Origin of the sequence: Paraburkholderia flagellata, from assembly GCF_021390645.1 — a bacterium.
Lineage (GTDB): Bacteria > Pseudomonadota > Gammaproteobacteria > Burkholderiales > Burkholderiaceae > Paraburkholderia > Paraburkholderia flagellata.
The window spans coordinates 58,183-82,124 of the sequence record NZ_JAJEJT010000004.1 but is presented as its reverse complement, the minus strand read 5'-3'; the positions used below and the strand labels follow the sequence as shown (position 1 = coordinate 82,124).

The 23,942-nt window shown below is 60.1% G+C and carries 23 protein-coding genes and 1 riboswitch; of the genes, 14 read left to right on the top strand and 9 right to left on the bottom strand.

Annotated features, from left to right (window positions below; all coding sequences use genetic code 11):
• Positions 1–43 precede the first annotated feature (43 nt).
• From L0U83_RS31015 to L0U83_RS30975, 9 genes are all read left to right on the top strand, one after another.
• Positions 44–925, top strand: coding sequence for an alpha/beta fold hydrolase (locus L0U83_RS31015; RefSeq protein WP_233888023.1), 882 nt, complete (start codon positions 44–46; stop codon positions 923–925).
• Entirely contained in the window at positions 918–1,886 is a 969-nt protein-coding gene (locus tag L0U83_RS31010; protein WP_233888022.1) for a flavin reductase, read from the top strand. The genes L0U83_RS31015 and L0U83_RS31010 overlap by 8 nt, the downstream gene beginning before the upstream one ends.
• Before the next feature lie 86 nt (positions 1,887–1,972).
• Complete coding sequence (locus tag L0U83_RS31005) at positions 1,973–3,004, top strand: ABC transporter substrate-binding protein (RefSeq protein ID WP_233888021.1); 1,032 nt, start codon at positions 1,973–1,975, stop codon at positions 3,002–3,004.
• A 40-nt stretch (positions 3,005–3,044) separates the two neighbouring features.
• Positions 3,045–3,929, top strand: coding sequence for an ABC transporter permease (locus tag L0U83_RS31000; RefSeq protein WP_233888020.1), 885 nt, complete (start codon positions 3,045–3,047; stop codon positions 3,927–3,929).
• A gap of 1 nt (position 3,930) precedes the next feature.
• A complete protein-coding gene (locus L0U83_RS30995; protein ID WP_233888019.1) occupies positions 3,931–4,731 on the top strand; it encodes an ABC transporter permease in 801 nt (266 codons plus the stop codon).
• 12 nt (positions 4,732–4,743) lie between these two features.
• Positions 4,744–5,841 carry an ABC transporter ATP-binding protein gene (locus L0U83_RS30990; RefSeq protein ID WP_233888018.1) on the top strand — a complete coding sequence of 366 codons (1,098 nt, stop codon included), beginning with the start codon at positions 4,744–4,746 and terminating at the stop codon, positions 5,839–5,841.
• A gap of 11 nt (positions 5,842–5,852) precedes the next feature.
• Positions 5,853–6,560 (top strand): GntR family transcriptional regulator, encoded by a 708-nt coding sequence (locus L0U83_RS30985; protein ID WP_233888017.1) that lies wholly within the window; start codon positions 5,853–5,855, stop codon positions 6,558–6,560.
• 64 nt (positions 6,561–6,624) lie between these two features.
• Positions 6,625–8,085 (top strand): NAD-dependent succinate-semialdehyde dehydrogenase, encoded by a 1,461-nt coding sequence (locus L0U83_RS30980; protein WP_233888016.1) that lies wholly within the window; start codon positions 6,625–6,627, stop codon positions 8,083–8,085.
• Between the two features lie 42 nt (positions 8,086–8,127).
• Positions 8,128–9,507: an MFS transporter gene (locus L0U83_RS30975; RefSeq protein WP_233888015.1), complete on the top strand. Its 1,380-nt coding sequence runs from the start codon at positions 8,128–8,130 to the stop codon at positions 9,505–9,507.
• Between the two features lie 284 nt (positions 9,508–9,791).
• Here the strand turns inward: L0U83_RS30975 and L0U83_RS30965 are convergent, their stop codons facing one another.
• The 8 genes from L0U83_RS30965 to L0U83_RS30930 form a co-directional block, all read right to left on the bottom strand.
• Positions 9,792–10,457 (bottom strand): GntR family transcriptional regulator, encoded by a 666-nt coding sequence (locus L0U83_RS30965; RefSeq protein WP_233888014.1) that lies wholly within the window; start codon positions 10,455–10,457, stop codon positions 9,792–9,794.
• A 311-nt stretch (positions 10,458–10,768) separates the two neighbouring features.
• Positions 10,769–10,954 carry a 4-oxalocrotonate tautomerase gene (locus L0U83_RS30960; RefSeq protein ID WP_233888013.1) on the bottom strand — a complete coding sequence of 62 codons (186 nt, stop codon included), beginning with the start codon at positions 10,952–10,954 and terminating at the stop codon, positions 10,769–10,771.
• Positions 10,955–11,022: 68 nt separating this feature from the next.
• Positions 11,023–12,180: a M20 aminoacylase family protein gene (locus L0U83_RS30955; RefSeq protein WP_233888012.1), complete on the bottom strand. Its 1,158-nt coding sequence runs from the start codon at positions 12,178–12,180 to the stop codon at positions 11,023–11,025.
• A gap of 105 nt (positions 12,181–12,285) precedes the next feature.
• Complete coding sequence (locus L0U83_RS30950) at positions 12,286–12,630, bottom strand: hypothetical protein (protein ID WP_233888011.1); 345 nt, start codon at positions 12,628–12,630, stop codon at positions 12,286–12,288.
• Between the two features lie 72 nt (positions 12,631–12,702).
• Positions 12,703–14,328, bottom strand: coding sequence for a purine-cytosine permease family protein (locus tag L0U83_RS30945; RefSeq protein ID WP_233888010.1), 1,626 nt, complete (start codon positions 14,326–14,328; stop codon positions 12,703–12,705).
• A gap of 197 nt (positions 14,329–14,525) precedes the next feature.
• A complete protein-coding gene (locus L0U83_RS30940; protein ID WP_233888009.1) occupies positions 14,526–15,320 on the bottom strand; it encodes an SDR family NAD(P)-dependent oxidoreductase in 795 nt (264 codons plus the stop codon).
• A gap of 118 nt (positions 15,321–15,438) precedes the next feature.
• Complete coding sequence (locus tag L0U83_RS30935; protein WP_233888008.1) at positions 15,439–16,023, bottom strand: cupin domain-containing protein; 585 nt, start codon at positions 16,021–16,023, stop codon at positions 15,439–15,441.
• Between the two features lie 478 nt (positions 16,024–16,501).
• Complete coding sequence (locus L0U83_RS30930; protein ID WP_233888007.1) at positions 16,502–17,128, bottom strand: NADPH-dependent F420 reductase; 627 nt, start codon at positions 17,126–17,128, stop codon at positions 16,502–16,504.
• A gap of 101 nt (positions 17,129–17,229) precedes the next feature.
• On the opposite strand from L0U83_RS30930, the gene L0U83_RS30925 reads away from it, so the two are divergent.
• Both L0U83_RS30925 and L0U83_RS30920 read left to right on the top strand, forming a co-directional pair.
• Positions 17,230–18,129 (top strand): LysR family transcriptional regulator, encoded by a 900-nt coding sequence (locus L0U83_RS30925; RefSeq protein WP_233888006.1) that lies wholly within the window; start codon positions 17,230–17,232, stop codon positions 18,127–18,129.
• Positions 18,130–18,190: 61 nt separating this feature from the next.
• Positions 18,191–18,285, top strand: a riboswitch (glycine riboswitch).
• Between the two features lie 141 nt (positions 18,286–18,426).
• On the top strand, positions 18,427–19,689 hold the full coding sequence (locus tag L0U83_RS30920; RefSeq protein WP_233888005.1) for a D-amino acid dehydrogenase: 1,263 nt from the start codon (positions 18,427–18,429) through the stop codon (positions 19,687–19,689).
• Between the two features lie 126 nt (positions 19,690–19,815).
• Here L0U83_RS30920 and L0U83_RS30915 read toward each other — a convergent pair whose 3' ends face one another.
• Complete coding sequence (locus tag L0U83_RS30915) at positions 19,816–20,727, bottom strand: LysR family transcriptional regulator (protein ID WP_233888004.1); 912 nt, start codon at positions 20,725–20,727, stop codon at positions 19,816–19,818.
• 132 nt (positions 20,728–20,859) lie between these two features.
• Between L0U83_RS30915 and L0U83_RS30910 the strand changes: the two genes are divergently transcribed.
• From L0U83_RS30910 to L0U83_RS30900, 3 genes are all read left to right on the top strand, one after another.
• The gene (locus L0U83_RS30910; RefSeq protein ID WP_233888003.1) at positions 20,860–22,053 is read left to right on the top strand and encodes an MFS transporter; all 1,194 of its coding nucleotides are present in this window, start codon (positions 20,860–20,862) and stop codon (positions 22,051–22,053) included.
• 57 nt (positions 22,054–22,110) lie between these two features.
• Positions 22,111–22,791 carry a nitroreductase gene (locus L0U83_RS30905; RefSeq protein WP_233888002.1) on the top strand — a complete coding sequence of 227 codons (681 nt, stop codon included), beginning with the start codon at positions 22,111–22,113 and terminating at the stop codon, positions 22,789–22,791.
• A 396-nt stretch (positions 22,792–23,187) separates the two neighbouring features.
• Complete coding sequence (locus tag L0U83_RS30900; RefSeq protein ID WP_233888001.1) at positions 23,188–23,937, top strand: electron transfer flavoprotein subunit beta/FixA family protein; 750 nt, start codon at positions 23,188–23,190, stop codon at positions 23,935–23,937.
• The last annotated feature ends 5 nt before the right edge of the window (positions 23,938–23,942 follow it).

Sequence of the window (23,942 nt, the reverse complement as noted above, 5' to 3'; positions counted from 1 at the left end):
ATTCGCCCGATGAGCCCGATCTGTCGGATGGAGCCTGAATTCCATGAAGCCTGATTTCGCCCCCGAACATGCCGCTACGCGTGCCCAGCGCGGTCAAACCGCGGGCACGTGCTACAGCGTGTACGTGCCGCAGTCGAGTGCCGCGTGCGAAACCGTGGTGCTGATCCACGGTGTGGGCATGAACCAGAGCGTATGGGCGCCGCAGATCGCTGCGTTGTCGGGGTCGTTTCGCGTCGTCGCCTACGACATGCTGGGCCACGGCGAGAGCGCGCTGCCCAGCGCCGAACCCACGCTCGACGAATACGCCGCTCAACTCGAAGCGCTGCTCGACGCCATCCACGTCGAGCGCGCGCACGTAGTGGGACATTCGATGGGCGCGCTCGTCGCGCTCGAATTCGCGCTGCTCAATGCGCCGCGCACCTTGAGTGTGGTCGCGCTGAACGCGGTGTACGACCGCACGCCGGCGCAGCGCGAAGCGGTGATGACGCGCGCCGCGAGTCTCGGCGACGCGGCTGCCGCACGCGGCGTGGACGCGACACTCTCGCGCTGGTTCGGCGACCCGATTCCGGGGCATCTGACCCAGGCGGCGCAAGCGGTGCGCGCACTGCTGCTGGCTGTCGACCCCGTGGGCTACGCGCGCACTTACCGGCTTTTCGCGTGTTCAGACGACGCACACGTGGGGCGCCTCGCGAATCTCGCGGTGCCTGCGCTCTTCCTGACTGGCGAGTGCGATCCGAATTCGAGCGGGCAGATGTCGCACGCGATGGCAGCGGTGGCACCACGCGCCCGCGCCGAAGTCATCGCGAACGCGCGCCACATGATGAACGTCACCGATCCTGAGCGCGTCAACGCAAGCCTGCTCGCGTTCCTCGCCGAAGCCTCCGCAGCACATACCGCAGCAACCACAGGAGAACGCCATGGCTGAGCTGATGACCGCCGCCCCCGCGCAACCGGCTTTCGATATCGCCGAATTTCGTCGCGCGCTTGGCGCGTTCGTGACGGGCGTGACCGTGGTCACGACGATCCAGCCCGACGGTACGCCGCGCGGCTTCACGGCCAACTCGTTCACCTCGGTGTCGCTCGACCCGCCGCTCATCCTGGTGTGCATCGCAAAGACGGCGTCGAGCCATGCGGTGTTCTCGCAAACGCACCGCTTCGCCGTGAGCGTGCTCGCCGAAGACCAGCAGCAGGTTTCGGGCGTGTTCGCCTCGAAGGCCGCGGACAAGTTCGCGCAGGTGCCCTGGAGCACGCGCACGACGGGCGCGCCCGTGATGGATGGCGCTGCGGCGAGCTTCGACTGCACGACGCATCAAGTCGTGGACGCGGGCGACCACATCATCCTGATTGGCCGCGTGGTGGACTTCGTGCAGACGAATTCGACGCCGCTTGGCTATTGCCGCGGCGCGTACGTGAACTTCAGCCTCTCGCAGGACGCGCTGGCCGCAGCGGGCGTGCGCGCGAAGGTGGGCGCGATTCTCGAGCACCGCGACGGACTCGTGCTCATCGACACGACCAATGGTGTGGCGTTGCCCACAGGCGTCAAGCTCGAACCGGCCAGCGATTGCGCGAGCCTGCGCGGCGTGCTCGCGAAGCTCGGCCTGCGCGCGCATCTCGACTTTCTCTTCGCCGTGTTCGAAGACTTCAGCGGCAAAGGGCCCGGCGAGCATATCTATTACCGCGGCCGCGTGATGCAGAACGCCTCGCCCTGGCTCGACAGCAGCATCCGCATCGTGCCGCTCTCGCAGATTCCATGGGACGAAATCAGCGACACCGCCGTGCGCTCGATGCTCGAACGCTACGTGCGCGAACGCAGGCAGGACGCGTTCGGCATTTACGTGGGCGATTGCGAAGCCGGTACCGTGCAGCCGCTCGCCCTCGCGCATTGACAGCACCACACACAACCATGAAGCCGGCGCGTTTTCGCGGAGCCGGCCTGACGAAGCGACAACCAACCGTTTCCCCGGAGACAGCCATGAGCAGCAGAAGCACCCCGTTTATCGCGCCGTTGTTCGTTGCGTGCGCAACGACACTCGTCGCCGCGCCGGCACTCGCCGCGGACCCCATTGTCTTCACGAGCTGGGGCGGCACCACGCAATCGTCGCAACAGAAGGATTGGGCGCAGCCGTTCACGCAGGCAAGCGGCATCACCGTGCTGATGGACGGCCCGACCGACTACGGCAAGCTCAAGGCGATGGTCGACAGCGGCAACGTGAGCTGGGATGTCGTGGACGTGGAGGGCGACTTCGCCTACGCCGCGCAGAAGGCCGGGCTGATCGAGCCGATTGACTATTCGGTGGTGAAGAAGGACGAGCTGGACCCGCGTTTCGCTTCGCCGGCGGCGGTAGGCAGCTTCTATTACTCGTTCGTGCTCGGCTACAACAAGGCGAAATACACGGGCGCGCAGCCGCAAACGTGGGCGGATCTCTTCGACACGAAGCGCTTCCCCGGCAAGCGCACGTTCTACAAGTGGTCGGCGCCGGGCGTGCTGGAAATCGCGCTGCTCGCCGACGGCGTGCCGCCCAGCAAGCTCTATCCGCTCGATCTCGACCGCGCGTTCAAGAAGCTCGACACGATCAAGAGCGACATCGTCTGGTGGAGCGGCGGCGCGCAGTCGCAGCAGCTGCTCGCTTCGGGTGAAGCGCCGATCGGCATGTTCTGGAATGGCCGCCTTCACGCGCTCGCGCAAACGGGCGTGCCTGTCGGCATTTCGTGGAACCAGAACCTCACCGCCGCCGACATGCTCGTGATTCCGAAGGGCGCCAAGCATCGCGATGCAGCCATGAAGTATCTCGCTGCAGCGACAAGCCCGCAGGCACAGGCCAAATTCGCGGCCGATACGGGTTACGCGCCGATCAACGTAAAGTCGGCTGCACTCATGTCGCCGGCCATGGCGAAGACGCTGCCCGATCAATACAAGGAGTCGCAGATCAATCTCGACATGAAGTATTGGGCCGAGAACCGCGACGCGATTGCGAAGCGCTGGTACGCGTGGCAATCGAAGTAAGCATCTCACGACGTCGCGAACCGGAGTAACAGGAGAGACCATGCCTAACGTATTGAGTACCGCCGCGCACCCGCCCGCGACGGCCGCGCGCAAGCGGCGCGACTGGCGCAGCATGCGGCTGCTGGCGCCCGCCATGCTGCTGCTCGTGATCTTCTTCCTGCTGCCGGTGCTCTCGCTGCTGTTGCGCAGCGTGCTCGAACCGGCTCCGGGCCTGCACAACTACGAGCAATTGCTCGGCTCGACGACGTACCTGCGCGTATTTGGCAATACGTTCCTCGTGGCGACGGTCGTGACGCTGGTCACGCTGCTCGTGGGCTTTCCGATGGCGTGGCTGCTCGCCATCGCACCGCGCAAGCTCAGCTCCGTGCTGTTCGCGATCCTGCTGCTTTCGATGTGGACCAACCTGCTCGCACGGACCTTTGCGTGGATGGTGCTGCTGCAGGAGACTGGGCCGATTAACCGCGTGCTGATGGCGATCGGCGTGATTCACGAGCCGCTGTCGCTCGTGAACAATCTCACCGGAGTGACGATCGGCATGACGTACATCATGCTGCCGTTCCTCGTGATGCCCCTGCACGCTACCCTGCGTAGCATCGACCCCTCGACGCTGCGCGCCGCAGCGGTATGCGGTGCGAGCCGTTGGCAGGCGTTCTGGCGCATTCTCGTGCCGCTCGCCATGCCGGGCGTCGCCTCCGGCGCGCTCATGGTGTTCGTAATGGCGCTCGGCTACTTCGTTACGCCCGCGCTGCTCGGCGGTCCCTCGTACATGATGCTGGCGGAACTGATCGCGCAGCTCGTGCAGGAACTGCTGAACTGGGGCCTGGCTGGCGCCGCAGCTTTCGTGCTGCTCGCCGTGACGCTCGCACTCTATGCGTTGCAACTGCGCTTCACGGGCGGTGCGAACGCAAGTATCGGAGGGCGCTGACATGTTGCTCGATTTCGATCGTCTTGGCGCGCTGCGCTGGATGCTGGTGGCCGTGGGCGCGGCCGTCGCGCTCTTTCTCCTGCTGCCTATCGTCTTCATCGTCGCGCTGTCGTTCGGCGATTCGCAGTGGCTCATTTTCCCGCCGCCGGGCTGGACGCTCGAGTGGTACCGGCAGCTCTTCACCGACCCGGGCTGGATCGACTCGTTGCTCACGAGCGCGAAGCTGGCGGTGATCGTCACGGTGCTCTCGGTGGCGATCGGATTTCTCGCTTCGCTTGCGCTCGTACGAGGCAAGTTTCGCGGCCGCAAGGCGGTGCAGGGCTTTTTCCTCACGCCGATGGTGCTGCCCGTGGTCGTTCTGGCCGTCGCGCTCTATGCGTTCTTCCTGCGCATCGGCCTGAATGGCACGATGACCGGCTTCGTGATTGGGCATCTGATCATCGCCTTGCCGTTCTCGATCATCTCGATCAGCAATTCGCTCGTGAGCTTCGACACGGCGCTGGAGGACGCAGCCCTCATTTGCGGCGCGTCGCCGCTCACGGTGAAGCTGCGCGTCACGCTGCCGGCGATCCGGCTGGGCCTGTTCGCCGCAGCGATCTTTGCGTTTCTCGCTTCGTGGGACGAAGTGGTCGTGTCCATCTTCATGTCGAGCCCGACCCTGCAGACGCTGCCCGTGCGGATCTGGTCGACGCTGCGCCAGGACCTGACGCCCGTTGTCGCGGCGGCATCTTCGCTGCTCGTCGGACTGACGACCATTCTGATGCTTGCCGGCGCGTTGCTGCGCCGCGCGCGTGCTAACTGAGGTAATCAAGCCATGACTGCATTCCTGCAAATCCAGCGTCTGCGCAAGACCTATGACGATGTCGTCGCGATCGACCAGGTGTCGCTCGACGTGCGCAAAGGTGAATTCATGACGTTCCTCGGGCCGTCCGGCTCGGGCAAGAGCACCACGCTGTATATCGTCGCGGGCTTCCAGGAACCGACCGAGGGGCGCGTGCTGCTCGACGGCAAGCCGCTGCTTTCGGTTGCACCCAACAAGCGCAACATCGGCATGGTGTTTCAGCGCTATACGCTGTTTCCGCATCTCACGGTGGGCGAGAACGTGGCGTTTCCGTTACGCGTGCGCCGCCGGCCCGACGCGGAAATCAAGGCGAAAGTGGAGAAGATGCTGAAGCTCGTGCATCTTTCCGAGTGTCGCGACCGTATGCCCGCTCAGCTCTCGGGCGGCCAGCAGCAGCGTGTCGCCATTGCACGCGCGCTCGCCTACGACCCTCCCGTGCTGCTGATGGACGAGCCGCTTTCGGCGCTCGACAAGAAACTGCGCGAAGAGATCCAGCTCGAATTGCGCCGCATTCACCAGGAAACCGGCGTGACGATCCTGTACGTCACGCACGACCAGGAAGAAGCGCTGCGCCTCTCGGACCGCATCGCCGTGTTCAACAAGGGGCGCATCGAGCAGGTCGGCACCGGCGAGGAACTCTATGGGAATCCGGCCTCGCGCTTCGTCGCGAGTTTCATCGGCAATTCGAATTTCCTGCCGGTGAAAGTCACGAAGAACGGCGACGGCCGCATGAACGGCGTGTTTCCAAACGGCCACGAGATTGCCTCGGACGCCTTCACGCCGACGCTCGCCGCCGGCGACGAGGGCACGCTCATGATCCGCCCCGAGCAGATGCGCATTAGCGCGCTGCACGGCGCGAGCACCGCAAGAACGCCGGGCGGTCTGCCCGTGACCGTGCGGGATATCACGTATCTCGGCGACGCCATGCACTACGCGGTGGCCACGCCATGGCAGCAGGAGATCTCGATCCGCATGCCGGCGGCGCATCGCCACGACAGCGGCATTGCGATCGGCACGCAGGCGCTCGTCGACTGGGACGCGCGAGACGTGCGGCTCTTCGCGCAAGCTTGACGGTGGCAGTCATGAGTGACGCACTGCCATCGCTGCGAGTCGAACGGCCGACGGCCACGTTGCGCGAACTCGCCCTCGAAAAAATGCGCACGGCCATTCTGGAGGCGCATTTTCATCCAGGCGAGCGCCTCGTCGAGCGTTCGCTCTGTGAGATTCTCGGTGTGAGCCGCACGGTCGTGCGTGAGGTGTTGCGGCATCTGGAAACGGAAGGTCTCGTCGATTCGATTCCGAACCAGGGGCCGATCGTCGCCGTGCTCGACTTCGAAACGGCAGCGGAAATCTACGAAATCCGCGCCTTGCTCGAAGGCGAGGCCGCCATGGCCTGCGCGCAGCATGCCGACGAGCGCATTGTCGCGGACCTCGCGGGCTTCATCGACCAGATCCAGGCGGCATTCGAAGCACAGGACCACCAGTCCGTGAGGGCGCTTACGACGGCCTTCTACGAGCGCATGTTCATGGCCGGGCAAAAACGCGTGGCGTGGGAAATCGTGCAGTCGTTGACGGCACGCATCAACCGCTTGAGAGCGATGACGATTGCTTCGGACGACCGCGGCCGCCAGGCCGTGGATGAAATGCACCAGATTCTCGCCGCCATTCGAGCCGGAAACGCGTCCGCTGCACGCGAGGCCGCGATCGCACACGTCGACAGAGTCGCCGAGATCGCGCGCAAGCTACTGGCGGAGGGCCACGAGCACGCGTCGTTGCGGCAAGCCGGTTGATGCTGCCTGGCTGTACTGAACGTTTGAAATTGAATCGAATCTTTTTGCATCGAAGGAAAGTAACGTGGAATTGAAGACCCTGTTGAAGGACGCGGCGCTCTTGCGCGATCAAGCCTATATCGATGGGCGATGGTGCTCAGCTGACTCGGGCGCGAGTTTCGACGTGTTCGACCCGGCAACGGGCAACAGGCTCGGCAGCGTCCCTTTGATCGGAGAGGCCGAGACGACGCGCGCCATCGCGGCGGCCAATGCCGCTTGGCCTGCATGGCGAGCCCGCACGGCCAGGGAACGTGCGCTGGTCATGCGCCGCTGGTACGAACTCATGATCGAGCATGCCGACGACCTCGCGCTGATCCTCACCGCAGAACAAGGCAAGCCGCTCGCGGAAGCGAAAGGCGAGATTATTTACGGCGCATCGTTCATCGAATGGTTCGCCGAGGAAGGCAAACGCGTTGCGGGCGATACGCTCGCCACGCCGGCTTCTGACAAGCGGCTCGTCGTCATCAAGGAGCCGATCGGCGTTTGCGCCGCCATCACGCCGTGGAATTTCCCCACGGCCATGATCACCCGCAAGGTGGGCCCGGCACTCGCGGCGGGCTGCCCGATCGTAGTAAAGCCCGCAGAAGCCACGCCGTTCTCCGCACTCGCGCTCGCGGTGCTTGCGGAGCGGGCCGGCGTGCCCAAGGGCGTACTCAACATCGTCACCGGCGACCCGAAGGCGATCGGCGGCGCAATGACAAGCAGTCCTGTGGTTCGCAAGCTCTCGTTCACGGGTTCGACCGGGGTGGGGCGATTGCTGATGGCGCAAAGCGCGCCGACGGTCAAGAAGGTGACGCTCGAACTCGGCGGCAACGCACCCTTCATCGTGTTCGACGACGCCGATCTCGACGCCGCGGTGGAAGGCGCCATCGCCTCTAAATACCGGAACAACGGGCAAACGTGCGTCTGCACGAATCGCTTTTATGTGCACGAGCGGGTGTATGACGCGTTCGCTGCCAAGCTGGCCGACGCCGTGAAGGGCCTGAAGGTCGGGCACGGCACGGAGGGTGGCGTCACGCTCGGGCCGCTCATCAACGAGGCGGCGGTCAAGAAGGTCGAAGCGCATATCGCCGATGCGGTGGGTAAAGGCGCAACGCTCGCCACGGGCGGCAAGCGCCATGCCCTCGGCCACGGCTTTTTCGAGCCCACGGTGCTGACGGGCGTCACCGCGCAGATGGATGTGGCGAGAGAAGAAACGTTCGGCCCGCTCGCGCCGCTGTTCCGCTTTTCGAGCGACGAAGAAGTGGTGAAACTCGCCAACGACACCGAGTTTGGACTCGCCGCCTACTTCTACAGCCGCGATATCGGCCGCATCTGGCGCGTGGCCGAGCAACTCGAATACGGCATGGTGGGCATCAATACCGGATTGATCTCCAACGAAGTCGCGCCGTTTGGCGGCGTGAAGCAGTCGGGTCTCGGCAGGGAAGGGTCGCATTACGGTATCGATGACTACCTCGTCATCAAGTACCTGTGCATGGCGATTTGATCGCCGGAACCACTGAAGAATAAAAAGGGGGAGCACGCCGCCATGAGTACGCCGTCAACGAGTCGCGCTGAAGTCACGCCGGATCACGCGCAAAGCGAGGTGGGGCATCGCTTCGACACTGCGACCGTTTCGATACCCACTCGCGTGACGATGCGGGTCGTCGCGATCTGTCTTGCGATGATTCTCGCAGAAGGCTATGACGTCGCCATCTACGGGGCCGTGCTGCCCATGCTCACACATGGCACCGACTGGTCGTTGTCGGCGCTGCAGTTGGGCGCCATCGCGAGCTGTTCGCTGGCCGGGATGATGATCGGCGCGATGGGCGCGGGTACGCTCAGCGACATGATCGGCCGGCGCCGCATGCTGCTCGGCAGCGCAGCCCTCTTTTCCACGATGATGGCGGCCGCCGCGCTTGCGCCCACGCCAGCCTGGTTCGTCGTCGCGCGGATCGTCGGCGGGCTGGGACTGGGCGGTGTCGTGCCGACCGCAGCGGCGCTCACGGTCGAATACTCGCCGCCCGGGCGTCGTTCCTTCAACTACGCGCTGATATACACGGGATATTCGATGGGGGGCATTCTTGTCGCGCTGCTCGCGATGAACTGGCTGCCCACGCACGGCTGGCGACTGCTGTTCGGCGTGGGCGCTGCGCCGCTCATCCTCGTGCTGCTCACGGCGCGCCATCTACCGGAGTCGCTCGACTTTCTATTGGCGAGGAGCCGCATGGGCGAGGCGCGTTCCGTTGCGCGAGCGCTCGGCATTCGACATTCGGCGCTGGAGAGTGATCTTCAGGCCCGGGGTACGCACGCAGACGTCAGTGGCACGCAGAAAGCCGCGCCGATTCGCGCGCTCTTTAACGCGTCCAACGTGCGCGCGACATTGGCGTTCTGGATCGCGATGTTCATGGGCTTGCTCCTGCTCTACGGGTTGAGCACCTGGTTGCCGCAACTCATGCGCAAGGCGGGTTTCCCTCTCGGATCGAGCCTCGCGCTACTGGTCACGCTCAATTCAACCGCGGCGTTGGGCTCGCTCCTCGGCGGCGCAGTGGCGGACCGACTGGGCTCGAAGTCCGTGGTCAGCGTGCTCTATCTGCTTGCGGCAGCCAGCCTGTGCGCCTTGCCATTCGCCCACGGCTCGGTGCAAACGTACGTGCTCGTAGGCATCGCTGGCGTGGGCACGATCGGGAATACGATGCTGCTTGGCGCGTATATCACTCGCTACTATCCGCCCCGCATCCGTGCGACGGGTATTGGCTGGGCATTAGGAATAGGGCGCTTCGGTGCGATCGCCGGACCGTTGATCGGCGGCGCGCTGGCACAGGCGGACGCGCCGCTGCCATGGAATTTCTACGCGTTTGCCGGAACCGGCCTCGCAGCCGCCGCCGCCGTGCTAGCCGTTCCGAGGCAATCTTCAGGCATCGAGTAGCAAAAGAGCGGTTGACGCCAATTCACCCCATATGAAGCGAAAGGAATCCAGATATTGCGGGAAAGGCCGGAGTTGAATCTAGCGACCTCTGACGCGGCGACGGTGGAGCGTACCGCGCGCGTGCTTGACCAGCCGGCACGCCCGCTGTGCTTTGAGACAGTAATGATCCGCGATATTGGTTACGGCCGGCCTCTTCAGCGCAAGCACGGCCAATTCTTTACGGCGATATCCAGCAGGATCGCCTTGTCCAGAGGGTGCTCAGCGACGGCCGCTTGTCGGATGAGTCAGCGAAAGATGGCCGGCTTTTCGGTCTGACGAAGCAATTCGACAATATGGTCGAGATGGTCAGCGATGATATTTCCGGATTTCTTGACATCACCGGTGCGAATCGCGTCAGTCAAGCGCTGATAGACAGACAAGTATTTGTCCCAATTGCCGACTTTGATGTAGCGTGTCAATTCACGATGGAAGTGGACGTTGTGCATCCTGTCTTGCTCGCGTTTGAGTATCGGATTTCCGCTGAGCCGATACGTCTCACGATGGTATTCACCGAGCGCCAGAAACCAGCTGAGATGGTCCTCAGCCATTCGTACCTGTGATAGGCGCTTGAGACTCGCGCCGATGCACTCCTGAATCTCTTGCTCGTCGGAACGCTTGGCACAGATTCGTACTGCTGCCCAGTGCATGCCGGTCAGCGCCTCGTAAATCTGGATAAGCTCACCCTCGTTCAGGCGCTTGACTGAAGCGCCCTTGTGCGGAATGAGCTCAACAACTCCATCGCCGGCCAGAATGCGCAGCGCTTCCCTTATTGACCCTCGACTGACGTCGAGTTCCGCTGCGAGGTCGCCTTCAACAAGACGGTGTCCGCCCGCAAACTCTCCCTGCCGGATTTTTTCCAGCAAGAAGTTGACGGCCAAGGCAACGGGTGAACCGAGCGGCATTTCCACCATGTTTTGTGTCTTCGTATACGATCGGCTGCAGTATCAATTAGCTCGAGCAGCATTAGCGATGCAGCAACTATTGTGTCACCACCTTACAGGTTTTGCTAGCTCCTCACTGAGACGAGGTTCACGCGAAGGAACAAGTGAAACAGGGCTCACCTCGACGACCAATGCGCAGCGTTGAATCATGTTTGCCGGCCGACGCGTAGAGGGTCCCTGATTTGCGGCTCTCGCCAGTCGCTGCGCAAACGTAGCATTTGCTGGACCGACGAGACATATCGAGTCCGCCTGATTGAGCGCGGTTCCGGCTTGTGCCGACGCTAAGCGTCGCACCACAACTTGCCCGCGGTCCCCCAATTCTCGCGTTTCACTTCGTCAATGACGATGTTAACAGAGTTCGGTTCGACGCCGAGTGACTCGCATGTCGTGCGAGTCACGGCGTCAACGAATGCTCGCTTTTCTTCAATTGAGCGGCCTTCGAAAAGGTAGACATGAAAGGTAGGCATATCGCTTCTCTTCGGAGAATGGTTTGACGGCAAGTTCGCGGTTGGTTGCTAACGCTCTGCACTTGACGTTACCGCAGCGACTTCTCGACGAGGGTGACCCAAAACGCTGCTCCGACAGGAAGGTTCTCGGTGTCGAACACGTAGTCAGGATTGTGGACCATCGGCGTGTCACCGTTGCCGAGGAAGAAGTAGGTGCCTTTCTTCTGCTGCAACATGAATGCGAAGTCCTCGCTTCCGAGGATGGCTGGACCAGGATAGACCACGTTCTCTTCGCCGAACGCATCGCGAGCAATGCGTGCTGCCTTCGCGGTCTCTTCTGGGTCGTTCAGCAGAACGGCACCTGGCGCACCTTCACGGATTTCGTACTTGCAGCTGAAAGCTTCGGCCTGCGCCCTTGTAATCTCGCGCACGCGTCCTAGTACTTTCGGACGGTCCTCCTTGGTGGTCGTCCGGATTGATACACGAAGGATGGCTCGCTCTGCGACCACATTTGCGGCTTTACCCGCCAGGAACGCGCCGACAGTCACCACCGCCTGGTTGAAAGGCGACACATTGCGCGAAACGACTGTTTGCAAGGCCATCACCAGGGAAGAGCCAGCGACAATCGGGTCGATGCCCAGCTCTGGCATGGCCCCGTGACTGCCTTTGCCGATGAGCTCAATTTCCCAGTTGTCGACAGCAGCCATAGTCGCACCATCGCGGAAGTGCAGCTTTCCGCGTGGAAGGCCCGGCATGTTATGCAGACCGAAAACTGCATCAACCGGGAACCGCTCGAACAGGCCGTCCGCAATCATCGCGTTGCCACCGCCCATCGTTTCTTCAGCAGGCTGGAAAATGAGCCGCACCGTTCCGTTGAAGTTTCGAGTGCGTGCGAGGTATTCCGCGGCGCCCAGAAGCATCGTCGAGTGTGCATCGTGACCGCAAAGGTGTGCGACGCCGGTGTGCTCGCTCTTGTATTCGAGCCTATCGCCTTCCTGAATAGGGAGGGCGTCCATATCGGCACGAATCCCAATCGACGCCGTACCGTCGCCGACCTTCATTGAAGCGACGATGCCGGTCTTGCCTACGCCCTCTACGACCTCGTATCCCCAAGATTTCACAAGCTTGGCGATGTAGGCCGAGGTTTGGTCCTCTTGGAAGGCGAGTTCGGGGTGGCGATGCAGATGATGCAGCCATTCCTTCATCGTCCCGGTTTTGCCGCGCATTTCTTCTAGTACAGCGTTCATAGCAACTTCCTTTAACAAGCTTTTCATTAATGATTCAAGAGCGCCGACGTCATGTGTCACTGAGCGCACGATTCTCGGGAAAGACACTCACCGAAACCGTCGCGCTTAATCCGCAACGGCGAGGTATGAGCGCTCAGCACCGGGGGAGACGAAGAAAGTGGCTATTGGCGGAGAGAGCAGGAACGGTTGAAGGCGCTTCACAATTTCGGCGCGATGCGGATGATGAATCCACCCCGCATAGTCCCCGTTCGCTTTCCAGCGCGTGAACACCACGATGGTCTCATCGTCCTCGGCCATCGCGAGCCACGTATCGACTGCGCCATGAACGGTCATCGAGGTCTCCAAGACCTTCATCTCATCGAAAACATCGAGTACGTTCTGTCGATTGCTCCTCGAAACACGCAGTCTCAACATCACAGTCGTCAGCAAAGCTTTTGAGTTTGTGTCCATCCTCATTTCCTGGGCTCTGATGTGATGGCGCGCTTCGCCGGACCGGCGTGCGCGCTATCGACGTTCGGACGACTACTTCTGGCGAGCGAGCATTCCGGTGGCGTGTCCTCCTTCCAATTGCTGCGCTTCTTCTCGAGCGGCCGCGAGGAAGGCGTGGTTGCCTTCGGCACACCCCGCGCAAATGGGCTGCTGGTCGGCTGACGGGTCACGGTCCATTTCCATCGCGCTGTAGGAGCGTTTGCAGACATGACACTCGATGCGGGCGCCCCAGAGGTCATTCACTTCGTTACGCGGGTCCGTTGCTCGACGAAGCACGGATGACGAGCCGAGCTTGCAAGCAACGGCGTAGGCAGCCGCAGAAACTATCCCAATCACGATGGGGGCGGCCTGCACATACCAGCTGTTCGGATTTCCCAATTCGATAAGCCCGATGCCTGCGGCCGTAGAGAGCAGGAATGCCCACGTTCCGGGCTGAACCTGACGAATACGACCGGGGCGGAACTCGGGGACGTTACGTTCACTGTGGTGCATTGCGAAGTGAGTAAGCACGATGGCAACCCAGGACGTAATGGCCACGCCTTGCCACGCAAGTGCCTTGAGCAGGTAGCTGAAGACATTGGTCAGCATCATCAGGTACACCAAGACGCCAGCAATGCCGACCCACACAATTCGAGGCCACCGCAGACCGAAAGCACGGGCGGCAAAACCGCTCAGATTGACAGACGCGAGGTAGTAGTTCGCTGTGTTGATTCGTGTCTGGCTGATGATGATGAAAAGCATGCCCCAACCGCCGGCAACCTTCAGGACTGCATCGGCGATGCCATGCTCGCTTGCTTTCAGGCCAGGGAAAGCCGTGTCCATCAGATAAATGCCCACTAGACCATTCATCAGAAAGAGGGCGACGTAGAATACCCAACCGAAAGTCACGGTCCCGTGGAACTTGCCGTCTTCTGGTTTGCCGAATCTGGCGTAGTCCATCGTGAACATCATGTTGACGAAGACACCCATGTAGACAACGACAGCCCACAGCCAGCCTGGTAGCGCAAAGCTGCTGCTAGCTGGAATCCTGATGAAATCCGCGGAGTATCCATACTGAGTGCCGGCGGCGACGACGAGCATTACCAGTCCAGCAATGTAGAGGGGCAGGAGTACGCCATTGAGCTTGTCCAGCCACACCTGGACTCCACCAATGACGAGTGGCAAGGCGTAGAGAACCACCAACAGATACCACCACCGGATATCGCTCGCGGGCGCGAAGTACTGTTTCAGTGCGACTGCGATGATTGAACCTTCGAATACCGCAAAGTACACAGCGGTTACGCCAAAGAGCAGCGATGTGATGATGGAACCAAATCCACCGAACAGTCGCCGCGACATTAGCCCGACTGTCAAACCGTTGCGCGCGGATTGGACGGCGATGACGTAGTTGATAACGCCGTAGAGCACCACCGAGAGAACCATTCCGATAATTGCATTCGCGCTTCCGACCGCCTGTGCGACAGCAACGCTAATGAACAGATAAAACAGCGCACTCAGAACTGCCCACATCGCCATCGTCAGGCTCCACTTACGCGTGCGAGCAGTAAGCGGAACAACGTGGCGCGAGTAGTCGTCAATTGCTTGCTCAGCCCGCACTCGAGGGTCATCCTCGTATGTCACACGTAGCGGTGGCAATTTTTCAGCTGTGAAGCCAGTCATTACGGTTCTCCCGTGGCGCAATTGCCACTCTTGTTTGGATGTCGCCCAACGCGATACCTTGACTATCGCCAGTGGAGAGCACCCAGGAGAGGCTGACGCTCATTTAGATGAGCGTCAGCCACCTACTCGTCGCCGATAAATCTAAGTAGTTATCCTTATTATATTTACGGACTCACGGGTAACGAGTTTCGCTTCGATTAGGTCCGGAACACCAATCCACCATTGGCATCGATGGTCGAGCCAGTAATGTAGGCGCTCGCCGGCGAGCTCAGGAATACGATAGTGTCGGCAATTGCGCGCGGGTCGCCGCCGTCGCCGAGCGGAATTGCACCCCATTCGTGCTTTCGGACGTCTTCCTTCGACTGATGGCGGTCTTCGGACATGCTCTGAAGGGCGACCTCATGCATGTCGGTTTTGATGTGGCCTGGAGCTACGGCATTCACGCGAACGCTGGGAGCAAGTTCTTGGGCGAGAGACTGGATGAGACCCGAATGAGCAGCCTTCGACGCACAGTACGCGGCAAAGTTCGCGCGGCCCGATTGACCCCATACGGACGAGACGGTAACAATGCTGCCACCACCGCTGGAACGAAGGAGCGGAATCAGCGACTTGGTGACGAGGAAGGCGCCGTCGATATTCACGCCGAACGTGCGACGCCACTCTGCATAGTCGGTATGCTCGACGGGTGCAATCTTCTGAACAATCCCGGCGACGGCGGCAATATGGTTCACGCGACCGAAAACACGCTTTACCTCCTCGGCCATTCCGAGCACGGACTTCTCGTCGCTGATGTCGGCGACGAAGGAGTGAACCTTGCGCTCAGGGTACTTCGAGGAGATTGCTTTGGCGATGTCATGCACCTTGTCGCCGATATCCGTAAGGAAAACGTCTGCACCTGCTTCGGCATAGCGTGCTGCGGTCGCTGCACCAATACCGCCTGCTGCGCCGGTCACAACAGCGACTTGTCCTGCGGGGAAGTCCATGGAAGGCATGATTGCTGCTCCTTTTGTGGGTTAACTTAATCCTGCGAGACGCCTTGGGAATTTCCAAGGCCTTCAATGTAAGTTTTCTCGATTACTTCGAGAGCGACGACAACGTGCAATAGGCAGACTACGCATCTACTCCGTCTTTGTGCGCCTCGAACGTGAAGCCGACTTCCTCGAACCGCGCCTTGACTTGGGCACCAAAAGCGCCAAGCTTCTCGCCAACTGAAGGTGCCATGTCAATGTCGTTGAGGTCATGCACGCCGCCGGAAATGACCACCTGCAAGAGCCCTTCCTCATCCGCGATGCAACGGAAGCAACGATTCACTTTCGGCGGTACCGAAATCACGTCGAACGGCTCGAGGATTACCTTTTCCGAGCCATCGTCGTTGAGACTGAACTCAAATCGCCCGCGGAGCACGGTGAAGGTTTCGAAGGTCTTCTGATGCGCGTGCAGTGACGGCCCCGTTCCTGGCGGGCACGCGGCGTAGGTGATGGTTATTCCACCGGCGCCGACAACAGGCGCATTGGCGTTGATGGGCGTCTTTGCGGAGCTTTCGAGCCCAATCACCGACATGAGTTTGCGTGAATAGATGAGGTCCTTTGCCTCGAGCGGAATAGAGGAATCCTGCTGAATTTCGAGGGGTTTCAATGTTTCAAAACGTGCGACTCTGGCCGCAATTGTCGCCTCGTTTAGTTCAATCGTTCTCACTACTGCCTCCATGAATTGGGAGAAACCTCGACGCGTCATTTGGCTGACACGTTGAGTTCAATGTAGCACGCCAAAACGTGCCGTCAATAACATTTCGGACAAGATTGTCCGACAATCGTGTCGGGAATTTCCCTGGGTTTGCAGGCGTCTGTCGAGAGTGGATGATGCGGCGAAGCTAGGCACAGGAGGCCTGATAGGCTGGTCGCGCAGATTTACGACGAGTGTTTTATGCAGCCGCAGGAAAGCCAGTTTGCGCGGCGGCTCGCACAGGGAGAAGTGAGACTGGAAAGGGTTGATGTGGCGCTACATACTTTTGCAGCGCTTAACGAAAAGCGGAGGGGGCGTCAGTCGGCGCCCCGAATGAGGCCGGGGGGCAGACGAAGATTCGGTAGTACGAGCGTATGCGTGCGGGCGCGGCGCAATACACCCTGAGGTGCGCGCCGCGTTAGCCTTGGGCCGTTTGTTTTGGACTACCGCGTCAGTATGCGGCCCATGCGGGGGCTACATTGGGTCCTTTACCGAGGAAGTAGCCGAAATGGATGTTCATCTCACCGATGGGCTCAATGAACCGGCTGTTGCTGAGAGGACCTGATTCGACGGGTTCGAAGCCAGCCGACTTTGCAAGCGAAGAGACGAGTTCGTTGGCCGAAGTATCGTCTCCAGCGATGAAGGTTTGCAGTGCCTTGCTTTGGCGTGCCTCAGGCGCGAGGAGTCGTGCGAACACGGTGTTGAATGCCTTCACGACCTTTGCACCAGGAATTGCAGACTGCAGTTGTTCCGCGGCCGAAGTCGTGTGGCCAATCAGGAGGTCTTTGTAATCAGCAGTGATGGGATTCGAGATGTCGATGACAACCTTCCCTTCGAGATTGCCGGCGGCACGAGCAGCTTCCACCAGTGCTTCGTACGGGACAGCGAGGATGACGACCTCGGCGTCATTCGCCGATTTGGAGAGTTCGACGGCAACCGCGCCGTGTCCCACTCTTTCCGCGAGGTCTTTGGCCCTCGCCTGTTCGCGTGCTGCGATGCTGACTTTGTGGCCGGCAGTCGCGAGCACCGCCGCGAGAGCTGAACCCATGTTGCCGGTGCCAATGATTGCTACTTTCATATTGCGCTCCTTGTGAAGTACGGGTGTCAATCATCTTAGGGTCAGCAAGGGGCACAGATTAACCATCGATTTGTATTGAGACTTGAAACAAGGCATGTGGAATGGACCGCTTGATAAGCATGACCGTCTTCGCCAGGGCCGCAGAACTGGGCTCTTTCTCCGCCGCTGCGGAGGCGCTCCAGATGTCATCGCAGCTTGTGGGCAAGCACGTGCAGACACTTGAGCAACATCTCGGGGCGCGACTCTTGAATCGAACGACACGACGTCAGCGTCTCACTGAGGTTGGTGCGGCCTACTACGACCGCGTCAAGCTCATCCTCGCGGAGGTCGATTCCGCCGAGGGGTTAGTGGCTGAGGCTCATCGAAAGCCGCAAGGCCGGTTGCGGATTAGTGCACCTGTGACATTCGGCAACTATGCGCTATCGCGAAAACTACCCGACTATCTCTTAGCGTATCCAGATGTGTCACTCGAACTATCCTTGTCGAATCGATACGTGGACCTCCTCAGCGAGGGTTTCGACGCGGTCTTTCGCATTGGAGAACTGACCGACAGTGGGCTGGTCGCGCGTCCGCTTGCTCCGTATCGTATGAAGCTTTGTGCCGCCCCTTCGTATCTTGCTGAAGCTGCGCCCATCAACGTACCCCAGGACCTGGCTTTCCACATCTGCCTGGGATTCCAGCACCCGGAACTGGGGAGTCACTGGACGTTCTGCGGGCATCAGGGTGTTATGTCGGTGCCTATTTCTGGCAGGCTGACTGTAGACAGCGGCGAGGCCCTTATGGCTGCCGCGCGCGCTGGAATGGGGCTGCTCCTTCAGCCGGCGGAGCTTGTCGAAGACGACATTGCTGCTGGGCGACTCGTGGAGGTTCTGCGAGATTTCCCGGCTCCGAGCCGCCCCCTTCACATCCTCTTTGCACCGGACAGGAGGATGACGCCGAAGCTCCGGTCCTTCCTCGACTTTTTCGTGAAAATGTTCGGTAGTACGGAGAGAAAACTCTGATAAAAGTTTTGCGATGGGCTTGCGGACAGAATATGTACCGTGTAATTTAGAGCCGTTCTTGATAGGCAGCGCGGGAGAGACCGTCCTTCGGATGAGGGCGGCGCCGACGGAGCAACCGCCCCGGAAACTCTCAGGCAAAAGGACCGCGACGCCAGAACATCTGGAGAGATGCGCGTTCGGCGCACACCGAAGGGGATTCCCTGTTGAGGGGAAGAAACTCTCAGGTACATGGACAGATGGGGCATAGATGCCAGCCTTCCGAGGCTGGATATGCCCAACTTAGCTCTGGACCATGTCATGTCAAAAATCGCCGTTATCGGCGCCGGCATTACCGGCGTCACGACTGCCTACGCTCTCCTCCAACGCGGCTTCGAAGTCACTGTGTTTGAGCGTCATCGCTACGCCGCGATGGATACGTCATTCGCCAATGGTGGTCAACTGTCGGTGAGCAACGCCGAAGTGTGGAATAGCCGCGCTACTATCGCCAAGGGCTTGCGGTGGATGTTGACCCGTGATGCACCACTCCTCATGAATCCTCGGCCTAGCTGGCACAAATACAGCTGGATTGCGGAGTTCCTCAAGCAAATACCGCGCTATCGGGAAAACACAATCGAGACGGTACGTCTTGCGCTTGCCGCAAGGAAGCATTTGTTCGAAATCGCGGAGCGGGAGAGTATCGATTTCGACCTTGAGAAGCGAGGCATTCTACATTTCTACGCTACTCGTTCGGAGTTCGAAGCGGCGGCAAAAGTCAACGAACTCTTGCGCGATGGCGGACTTGAGCGTCGCGCGGTGACACCGGCTGAAATCCGTTCGCTTGAGCCGACCCTGCGTGGAGAATTCTTTGGTGGCTTCTTCACCAAATCGGATTCCACGGGCGACATTCACAAGTTCACTCGTGGCCTCGCAGACGCTTGTGTGCAGCATGGTGCCGAGTTCTTCTTCGACACGAAAGTCGAGGCAATTGAAGGAGGGCGGGCCGGTAAAGTAGAGATACGCGCTGAATCTAACGGTGAACGATTCGTGAGTGAGTTTGACAGCGTGGTCATTTGCGCGGGCGTTGGTAGCCGAGCCTTCGCTGCGAGTCTGGGAGAGCACGTCAACGTCTACCCAGTGAAAGGATATTCAATTACGGTGTGCCTCGACGACGAGCATAGCCGCGAGAATGCGCCGTGGCGGAGTCTGCTGGATGACAAGGCTAAGATTGTGACAAGCCGCCTCGGCGCAGACCGCTTCCGGGTCGCCGGAACGGCGGAGCTGAACGGGTTCAACCGAGACATTCGTGCTGACCGCATCGAGCCACTGGTGCGCTGGACTCGCGAGCATTTTCCGGGTATCTCGACGTCGCGCGTTATTCCGTGGGCAGGGCTGCGCCCGATGTTACCGAGCATGCTGCCCCGTGTTGGACGTGGAAAACTTCGCGGCGTGTTTTACAACACTGGACACGGTCATCTCGGATGGACGCTTTCCGCAGCAACTGCAGAGATGGTTGCCAATGCAGTCCAGGATGAGAATCAGGCTCACGCAGGGTTGCGATATGCGTCGGCTACACCGGGTTAAGAATGGACCGGAGGCGTAAAGGCGACTGCCAGTGGTGACTGCTGGCACAACGTTCGAGCGGTCAAGCGGGTCTTGACCGCTCGCATCCTTGCACCTATGGAGTTGCATTGAAGGGCATGGAGCGCGTCAGACCGGGGACAAGTTGCGCTTGAGAACGTCCAGCAGCGCACTCACCTTCGGCAGGTGCTCTCGGGCTTTCAGCCATGCCAGATTGAGCGGCAGTCCATCTGTCGAGAGTTCGGGCAGCACCTCGACCAGGCTTCCTTCTTTCAGCATGCGCTGGACAGACCATGTCGGCAGTTGGGCGATTCCGTATCCGGCAGCCGCAGCCAGCGCTTGGCCTTCAGAGTCGCCGATAGCGATGCGGCCAGCGATTTGACGTTTTTCAGAAAGGTCTGGCCGGCGACCTGGCAGGTGCAAGGGGGATAGGACGCTGCCGCTACGTGCATAGTTAATCGCGCCATGTTCCTCAAGTTCTTTCACGTTCGTTGGCTTCCCGCGCTTTCGCAGATAGGCGGGCGATGCGCAAAAGATCAATCGCTGGTTGCCCAAGAAATGATGACCCACTTCGTCGGGCCATACATCAGACCCACCAATCCGCACGAAGATATCGACGCCGTCGACGACCGGGTCAATAAATCTATCAGAAAGCGTGATGCGTGGGGTAATGAGTGGGAACTCGTCCAGTAGCCGAAGAATGACCGGAAGGGCATGCATCCGCCCATAGGTGGCTGGGAGGTCGATGTGGACCTTGCCCCGAGGTTTGTGCAGGTCGCTGTGAAGCGCGATTTCGGCGCCTTCCAGGTCCGCAAGCACCGCTGTGCAGGTTTCGTAGTAGGCAACGCCCTCGTCGGTCAACGTCAGCTTGCGAGTCGACCGGTCGAAAAGCCTAACCTGCAAACGTGTCTCCAGTCGCGCAATACCTTTGCTGACTGCCGATACGGTCAGGCTCAAGCGGTTTGCAGCGGCAGTAAACGAACCCGACTCTGCGACGCACACAAACACATCAATCCCTTTTAACCGCTCAGCCACGTGCATCAACTGGTCCTCTCTCTGAGTCTTCAATACATCCGTGATTTGAATTTATTTCAATAATCAGCGGAAAAAGCGTCGCAAATGTGCCTCTCATTCTAGGCTATTCTGCGTGCCTCATTGATATGGACGTATCGAATGGCAACTCCCACGATATGCACGCCTGCGTCGGCGACGGCAGGACGTAGCCCGACGCTATCTATCGCCTTGATGGCGGTTGCAGCTTTCACACTGGTCTCTACGGAGTTCTCCACCCTCGGTTTACTCCCTTCGCTTGCGCGCGAATTGCACATCTCGATATCGGCGGCAGGCCAACTGGTCAGCCTGTATGCGCTCACGGTAACGGTCTGTGGGCCGTTTCTCACAGCCTGGCTTAGCCACGTAAATCGCAAGAAGCTGTTCATCGCCATCACAATCGTGTTCGCGATTTCAAACGCGTTTTCGGCCCTTGCCGACAGCTTTTGGCTTCTCGCGTTTGCGAGATTTATCTCTGCCGCTGTACTACCGGTTTTTTGGGGGACGGCGAGCGAAAGTGCCGGGCAACTGGTCGGGCCGCAGAAGGCTGGCAAGGCGGTAGCGACCGTGTACATAGGCATCACCGCCGGGTTTGTCTTTGGAATTCCGCTGAGTACCTTCACCGCGAACCACTTTGGTTGGCGCGGGAGCTTCTGGGGGCTTGCGGCGCTATCGCTCGCCGTGGCACTCCTGATGGCAGTTTTGATGCCGGCTCTTCCGGCATCCCCTCGACGCGAGGCTGGCACGCGCCAGACAGCCATCCTCAAGGACGGCCGATTTCTTCTCCATGTCGTGCTCTCGACGCTGGTCTTTACGGCGATGTTCACCGCGTACACATACCTTGCCGAGACGCTCGAACGAGTTGTGGGGATTCCCTCGCAGCAGCTTGGCTGGTGGTTAATGGGCTTCGGCGCGGTGGGGATGGTCGGCAACTACATCGGAGGGCACTTGGCGGACCGCAGCGCGATAGGGGCAACCATCGTCTTGCTGTTCGCCTTGGCTATAGCGATGGCAGTCGTTGTTCCCACCGTTTCCATCCGGCCGGCGCTCGTTACCGCCCTTGCCGTCTGGGGCATCTGCTTCACGGCTCTGTTCCCTGTTTCACAGGTCCGGGTGATGCAGGCAGGCAAAAGCGCGCAGGCACTAGCCGGAACGATGAATATTTCGGCCGCGAATGGCGGTATTGCCTTGGGCGCGGCCATCGGAGGCTTGGTGGTTCAAACGTTAGGTTTGACGTCTCTTGAGTACGTCGCGAGCGCGCTTGCTGTGCTCTCACTTGCGTTGGGAGTTGTTCTGCTGAAAATGCGCGCAAGCTGAGCTCACCAAGTCTTCCCTCGTAGCCTTCTAACCACTCAGATTGTTCAATTCCTTGTTATGAGCACGTACCCCGAAAGTTTCGAGGCGCTGGTCCGTCGGCGTCAATCCATTCGTCAGTTCTTCGATACGCCTGTTCCGAAGGAGGTCATCGAGTCCGTTCTTAGCGATGCCCAACGGAGTCCCTCCAACTGCAACACTCAGCCCTGGCAGGTCCATATCGTTTCAGGGGAAAAGCGGGATGAACTCTCCACTGCATTGCTGGATGCGCACGACAACTCGCGGCCGTCTCCTGACTTCTACTTTGACATGGCAGAGTATCCGGAGCCGTATGTTGAGCGCAATCATGCACACGCCAAAGCACGCTACGATGCACTCGGTATCGCTCGTGACGACAGAGAAGGACGAGCCGCAAACCTGAGACGCAATCTCGAGTTCTTCGACGCGCCGCACGTCGCACTTCTTTTCATGCCGCAGTTCGGGGATGGCGTTCGTGTCGCTGGAGACCTCGGCATGTATGGGCAAACGTTTTTGCTCTCGTTGACCGCCCGCGGGCTTGGAGGAATTCCGCAAACGATGCTCGGTCTGTATGCCGACACGGTAAGGGATGCTCTTAAAATCGAATCGCAGTTCAGGATGCTCTATGGTATTTCGTTCGGCTACCCTGACAGGCGCCATCCCATCAACGGTTACCGTGTGGGGCGTGTACCGATTGGCGAGAGCGTCGTGTTCCACGAATAGCTCGACTACAGTTCTTGAAACTAGCAATGATGCATATCCGCCGGGATGACGGACGCATTGCCGTTAACCGTGGTGATCTCCGCTGGCGCAAGGGCGGCTTGGAACTTCACTGTGTTGAAGGTTCGCTGTTGCGTTTCACCGTCGGTTGCAAAGTTGGTCTTTGCATTGCCATGAACCGCGCGACATCAAACGCTTTCTGGAAGTTACCGCGGAGCTCACCAAGCTCAAAAAGGGGCCCGGATCTTCCGGGCTTTGTTGTCTCTAGTCCCCTTAAACCTTCCGCCATAGGGGCAGGCTATGCCCGCCAGAATCAATCCATATTTGCTAGAAGCGGCGATACAACGTGTAATCGGCCAGTCTTGTCGTGCAAAGCCAATATAGCGTGTGGAGGAGATTTTGAAGGTTCTAGTGCCAGTCAAACGCGTAGTCGATTACAACGTGAAGGTTCGTGTGAAGTCGGATGGCACGGGCGTCGATATCGCGAACGTGAAGATGTCGATGAACCCGTTCGACGAAATCGCTGTGGAAGAAGCGGTGCGTCTGAAGGAAGCGGGCGTGGTGACGGAAGTCATCGCCGTTTCCGCGGGCGTGACGCAAGCGCAGGAAACGCTGCGCACGGCGCTGGCCATCGGCGCGGATCGCGCGATCCTCATCGAGTCGAATGAAGACCTGCAACCGCTGGCTGTCGCCAAGCTGCTGAAGGCGCTGGTCGACAAGGAACAGCCGCAGCTGATCATCCTCGGCAAGCAGGCTATCGACGACGACTCGAACCAGACCGGCCAGATGCTCGCCGCTTTGGCGGGTTTGCCGCAAGCGACGTTCGCCTCGAAGGTGGTGGTTGCCGACGGCAAGGCGACCGTGTCGCGCGAAGTGGACGGCGGCGCGGAAACGCTGTCGCTCAAGCTGCCCGCAGTCATCACGACCGACCTGCGGCTGAACGAGCCGCGCTACGTCACGCTGCCGAACATCATGAAGGCGAAGAAGAAGCCCCTCGAAACGCTCAAGCCGGAAGACCTGGGCGTCGATGTCACGCCGCGTCTGAAGACGCTGAAGGTTGCCGAGCCGCCGAAGCGCAGCGCAGGCGTGAAGGTGCCGGACGTGAAGACGCTGGTCGAGAAGCTGAAGACCGAAGCCAAGGTGCTGTAAGGAGC

What these genes read in the sequence shown, in the direction of transcription:
- L0U83_RS30925 (WP_233888006.1), top strand. Translation starts at nt 17,230, where the DNA reads ATGGACCGCTTGATAAGCATGACCGTCTTCGCCAGGGCCGCAGAACTG.
- L0U83_RS30965 (WP_233888014.1), bottom strand. Translation starts at nt 10,457, where the DNA reads ATGGTGGAAATGCCGCTCGGTTCACCCGTTGCCTTGGCCGTCAACTTC.
- L0U83_RS30985 (WP_233888017.1), top strand. Translation starts at nt 5,853, where the DNA reads ATGAGTGACGCACTGCCATCGCTGCGAGTCGAACGGCCGACGGCCACG.
- L0U83_RS31010 (WP_233888022.1), top strand. Translation starts at nt 918, where the DNA reads ATGGCTGAGCTGATGACCGCCGCCCCCGCGCAACCGGCTTTCGATATC.
- L0U83_RS30910 (WP_233888003.1), top strand. Translation starts at nt 20,860, where the DNA reads ATGGCAACTCCCACGATATGCACGCCTGCGTCGGCGACGGCAGGACGT.
- L0U83_RS30945 (WP_233888010.1), bottom strand. Translation starts at nt 14,328, where the DNA reads ATGACTGGCTTCACAGCTGAAAAATTGCCACCGCTACGTGTGACATAC.
- L0U83_RS30975 (WP_233888015.1), top strand. Translation starts at nt 8,128, where the DNA reads ATGAGTACGCCGTCAACGAGTCGCGCTGAAGTCACGCCGGATCACGCG.
- L0U83_RS30955 (WP_233888012.1), bottom strand. Translation starts at nt 12,180, where the DNA reads ATGAACGCTGTACTAGAAGAAATGCGCGGCAAAACCGGGACGATGAAG.
- L0U83_RS30990 (WP_233888018.1), top strand. Translation starts at nt 4,744, where the DNA reads ATGACTGCATTCCTGCAAATCCAGCGTCTGCGCAAGACCTATGACGAT.
- L0U83_RS30940 (WP_233888009.1), bottom strand. Translation starts at nt 15,320, where the DNA reads ATGCCTTCCATGGACTTCCCCGCAGGACAAGTCGCTGTTGTGACCGGC.
- L0U83_RS30905 (WP_233888002.1), top strand. Translation starts at nt 22,111, where the DNA reads ATGAGCACGTACCCCGAAAGTTTCGAGGCGCTGGTCCGTCGGCGTCAA.
- L0U83_RS30950 (WP_233888011.1), bottom strand. Translation starts at nt 12,630, where the DNA reads ATGGACACAAACTCAAAAGCTTTGCTGACGACTGTGATGTTGAGACTG.
- L0U83_RS30920 (WP_233888005.1), top strand. Translation starts at nt 18,427, where the DNA reads ATGTCAAAAATCGCCGTTATCGGCGCCGGCATTACCGGCGTCACGACT.
- L0U83_RS30915 (WP_233888004.1), bottom strand. Translation starts at nt 20,727, where the DNA reads ATGCACGTGGCTGAGCGGTTAAAAGGGATTGATGTGTTTGTGTGCGTC.
- L0U83_RS30995 (WP_233888019.1), top strand. Translation starts at nt 3,931, where the DNA reads ATGTTGCTCGATTTCGATCGTCTTGGCGCGCTGCGCTGGATGCTGGTG.
- L0U83_RS30960 (WP_233888013.1), bottom strand. Translation starts at nt 10,954, where the DNA reads ATGCCTACCTTTCATGTCTACCTTTTCGAAGGCCGCTCAATTGAAGAA.
- L0U83_RS30930 (WP_233888007.1), bottom strand. Translation starts at nt 17,128, where the DNA reads ATGAAAGTAGCAATCATTGGCACCGGCAACATGGGTTCAGCTCTCGCG.
- L0U83_RS31000 (WP_233888020.1), top strand. Translation starts at nt 3,045, where the DNA reads ATGCCTAACGTATTGAGTACCGCCGCGCACCCGCCCGCGACGGCCGCG.
- L0U83_RS31015 (WP_233888023.1), top strand. Translation starts at nt 44, where the DNA reads ATGAAGCCTGATTTCGCCCCCGAACATGCCGCTACGCGTGCCCAGCGC.
- L0U83_RS31005 (WP_233888021.1), top strand. Translation starts at nt 1,973, where the DNA reads ATGAGCAGCAGAAGCACCCCGTTTATCGCGCCGTTGTTCGTTGCGTGC.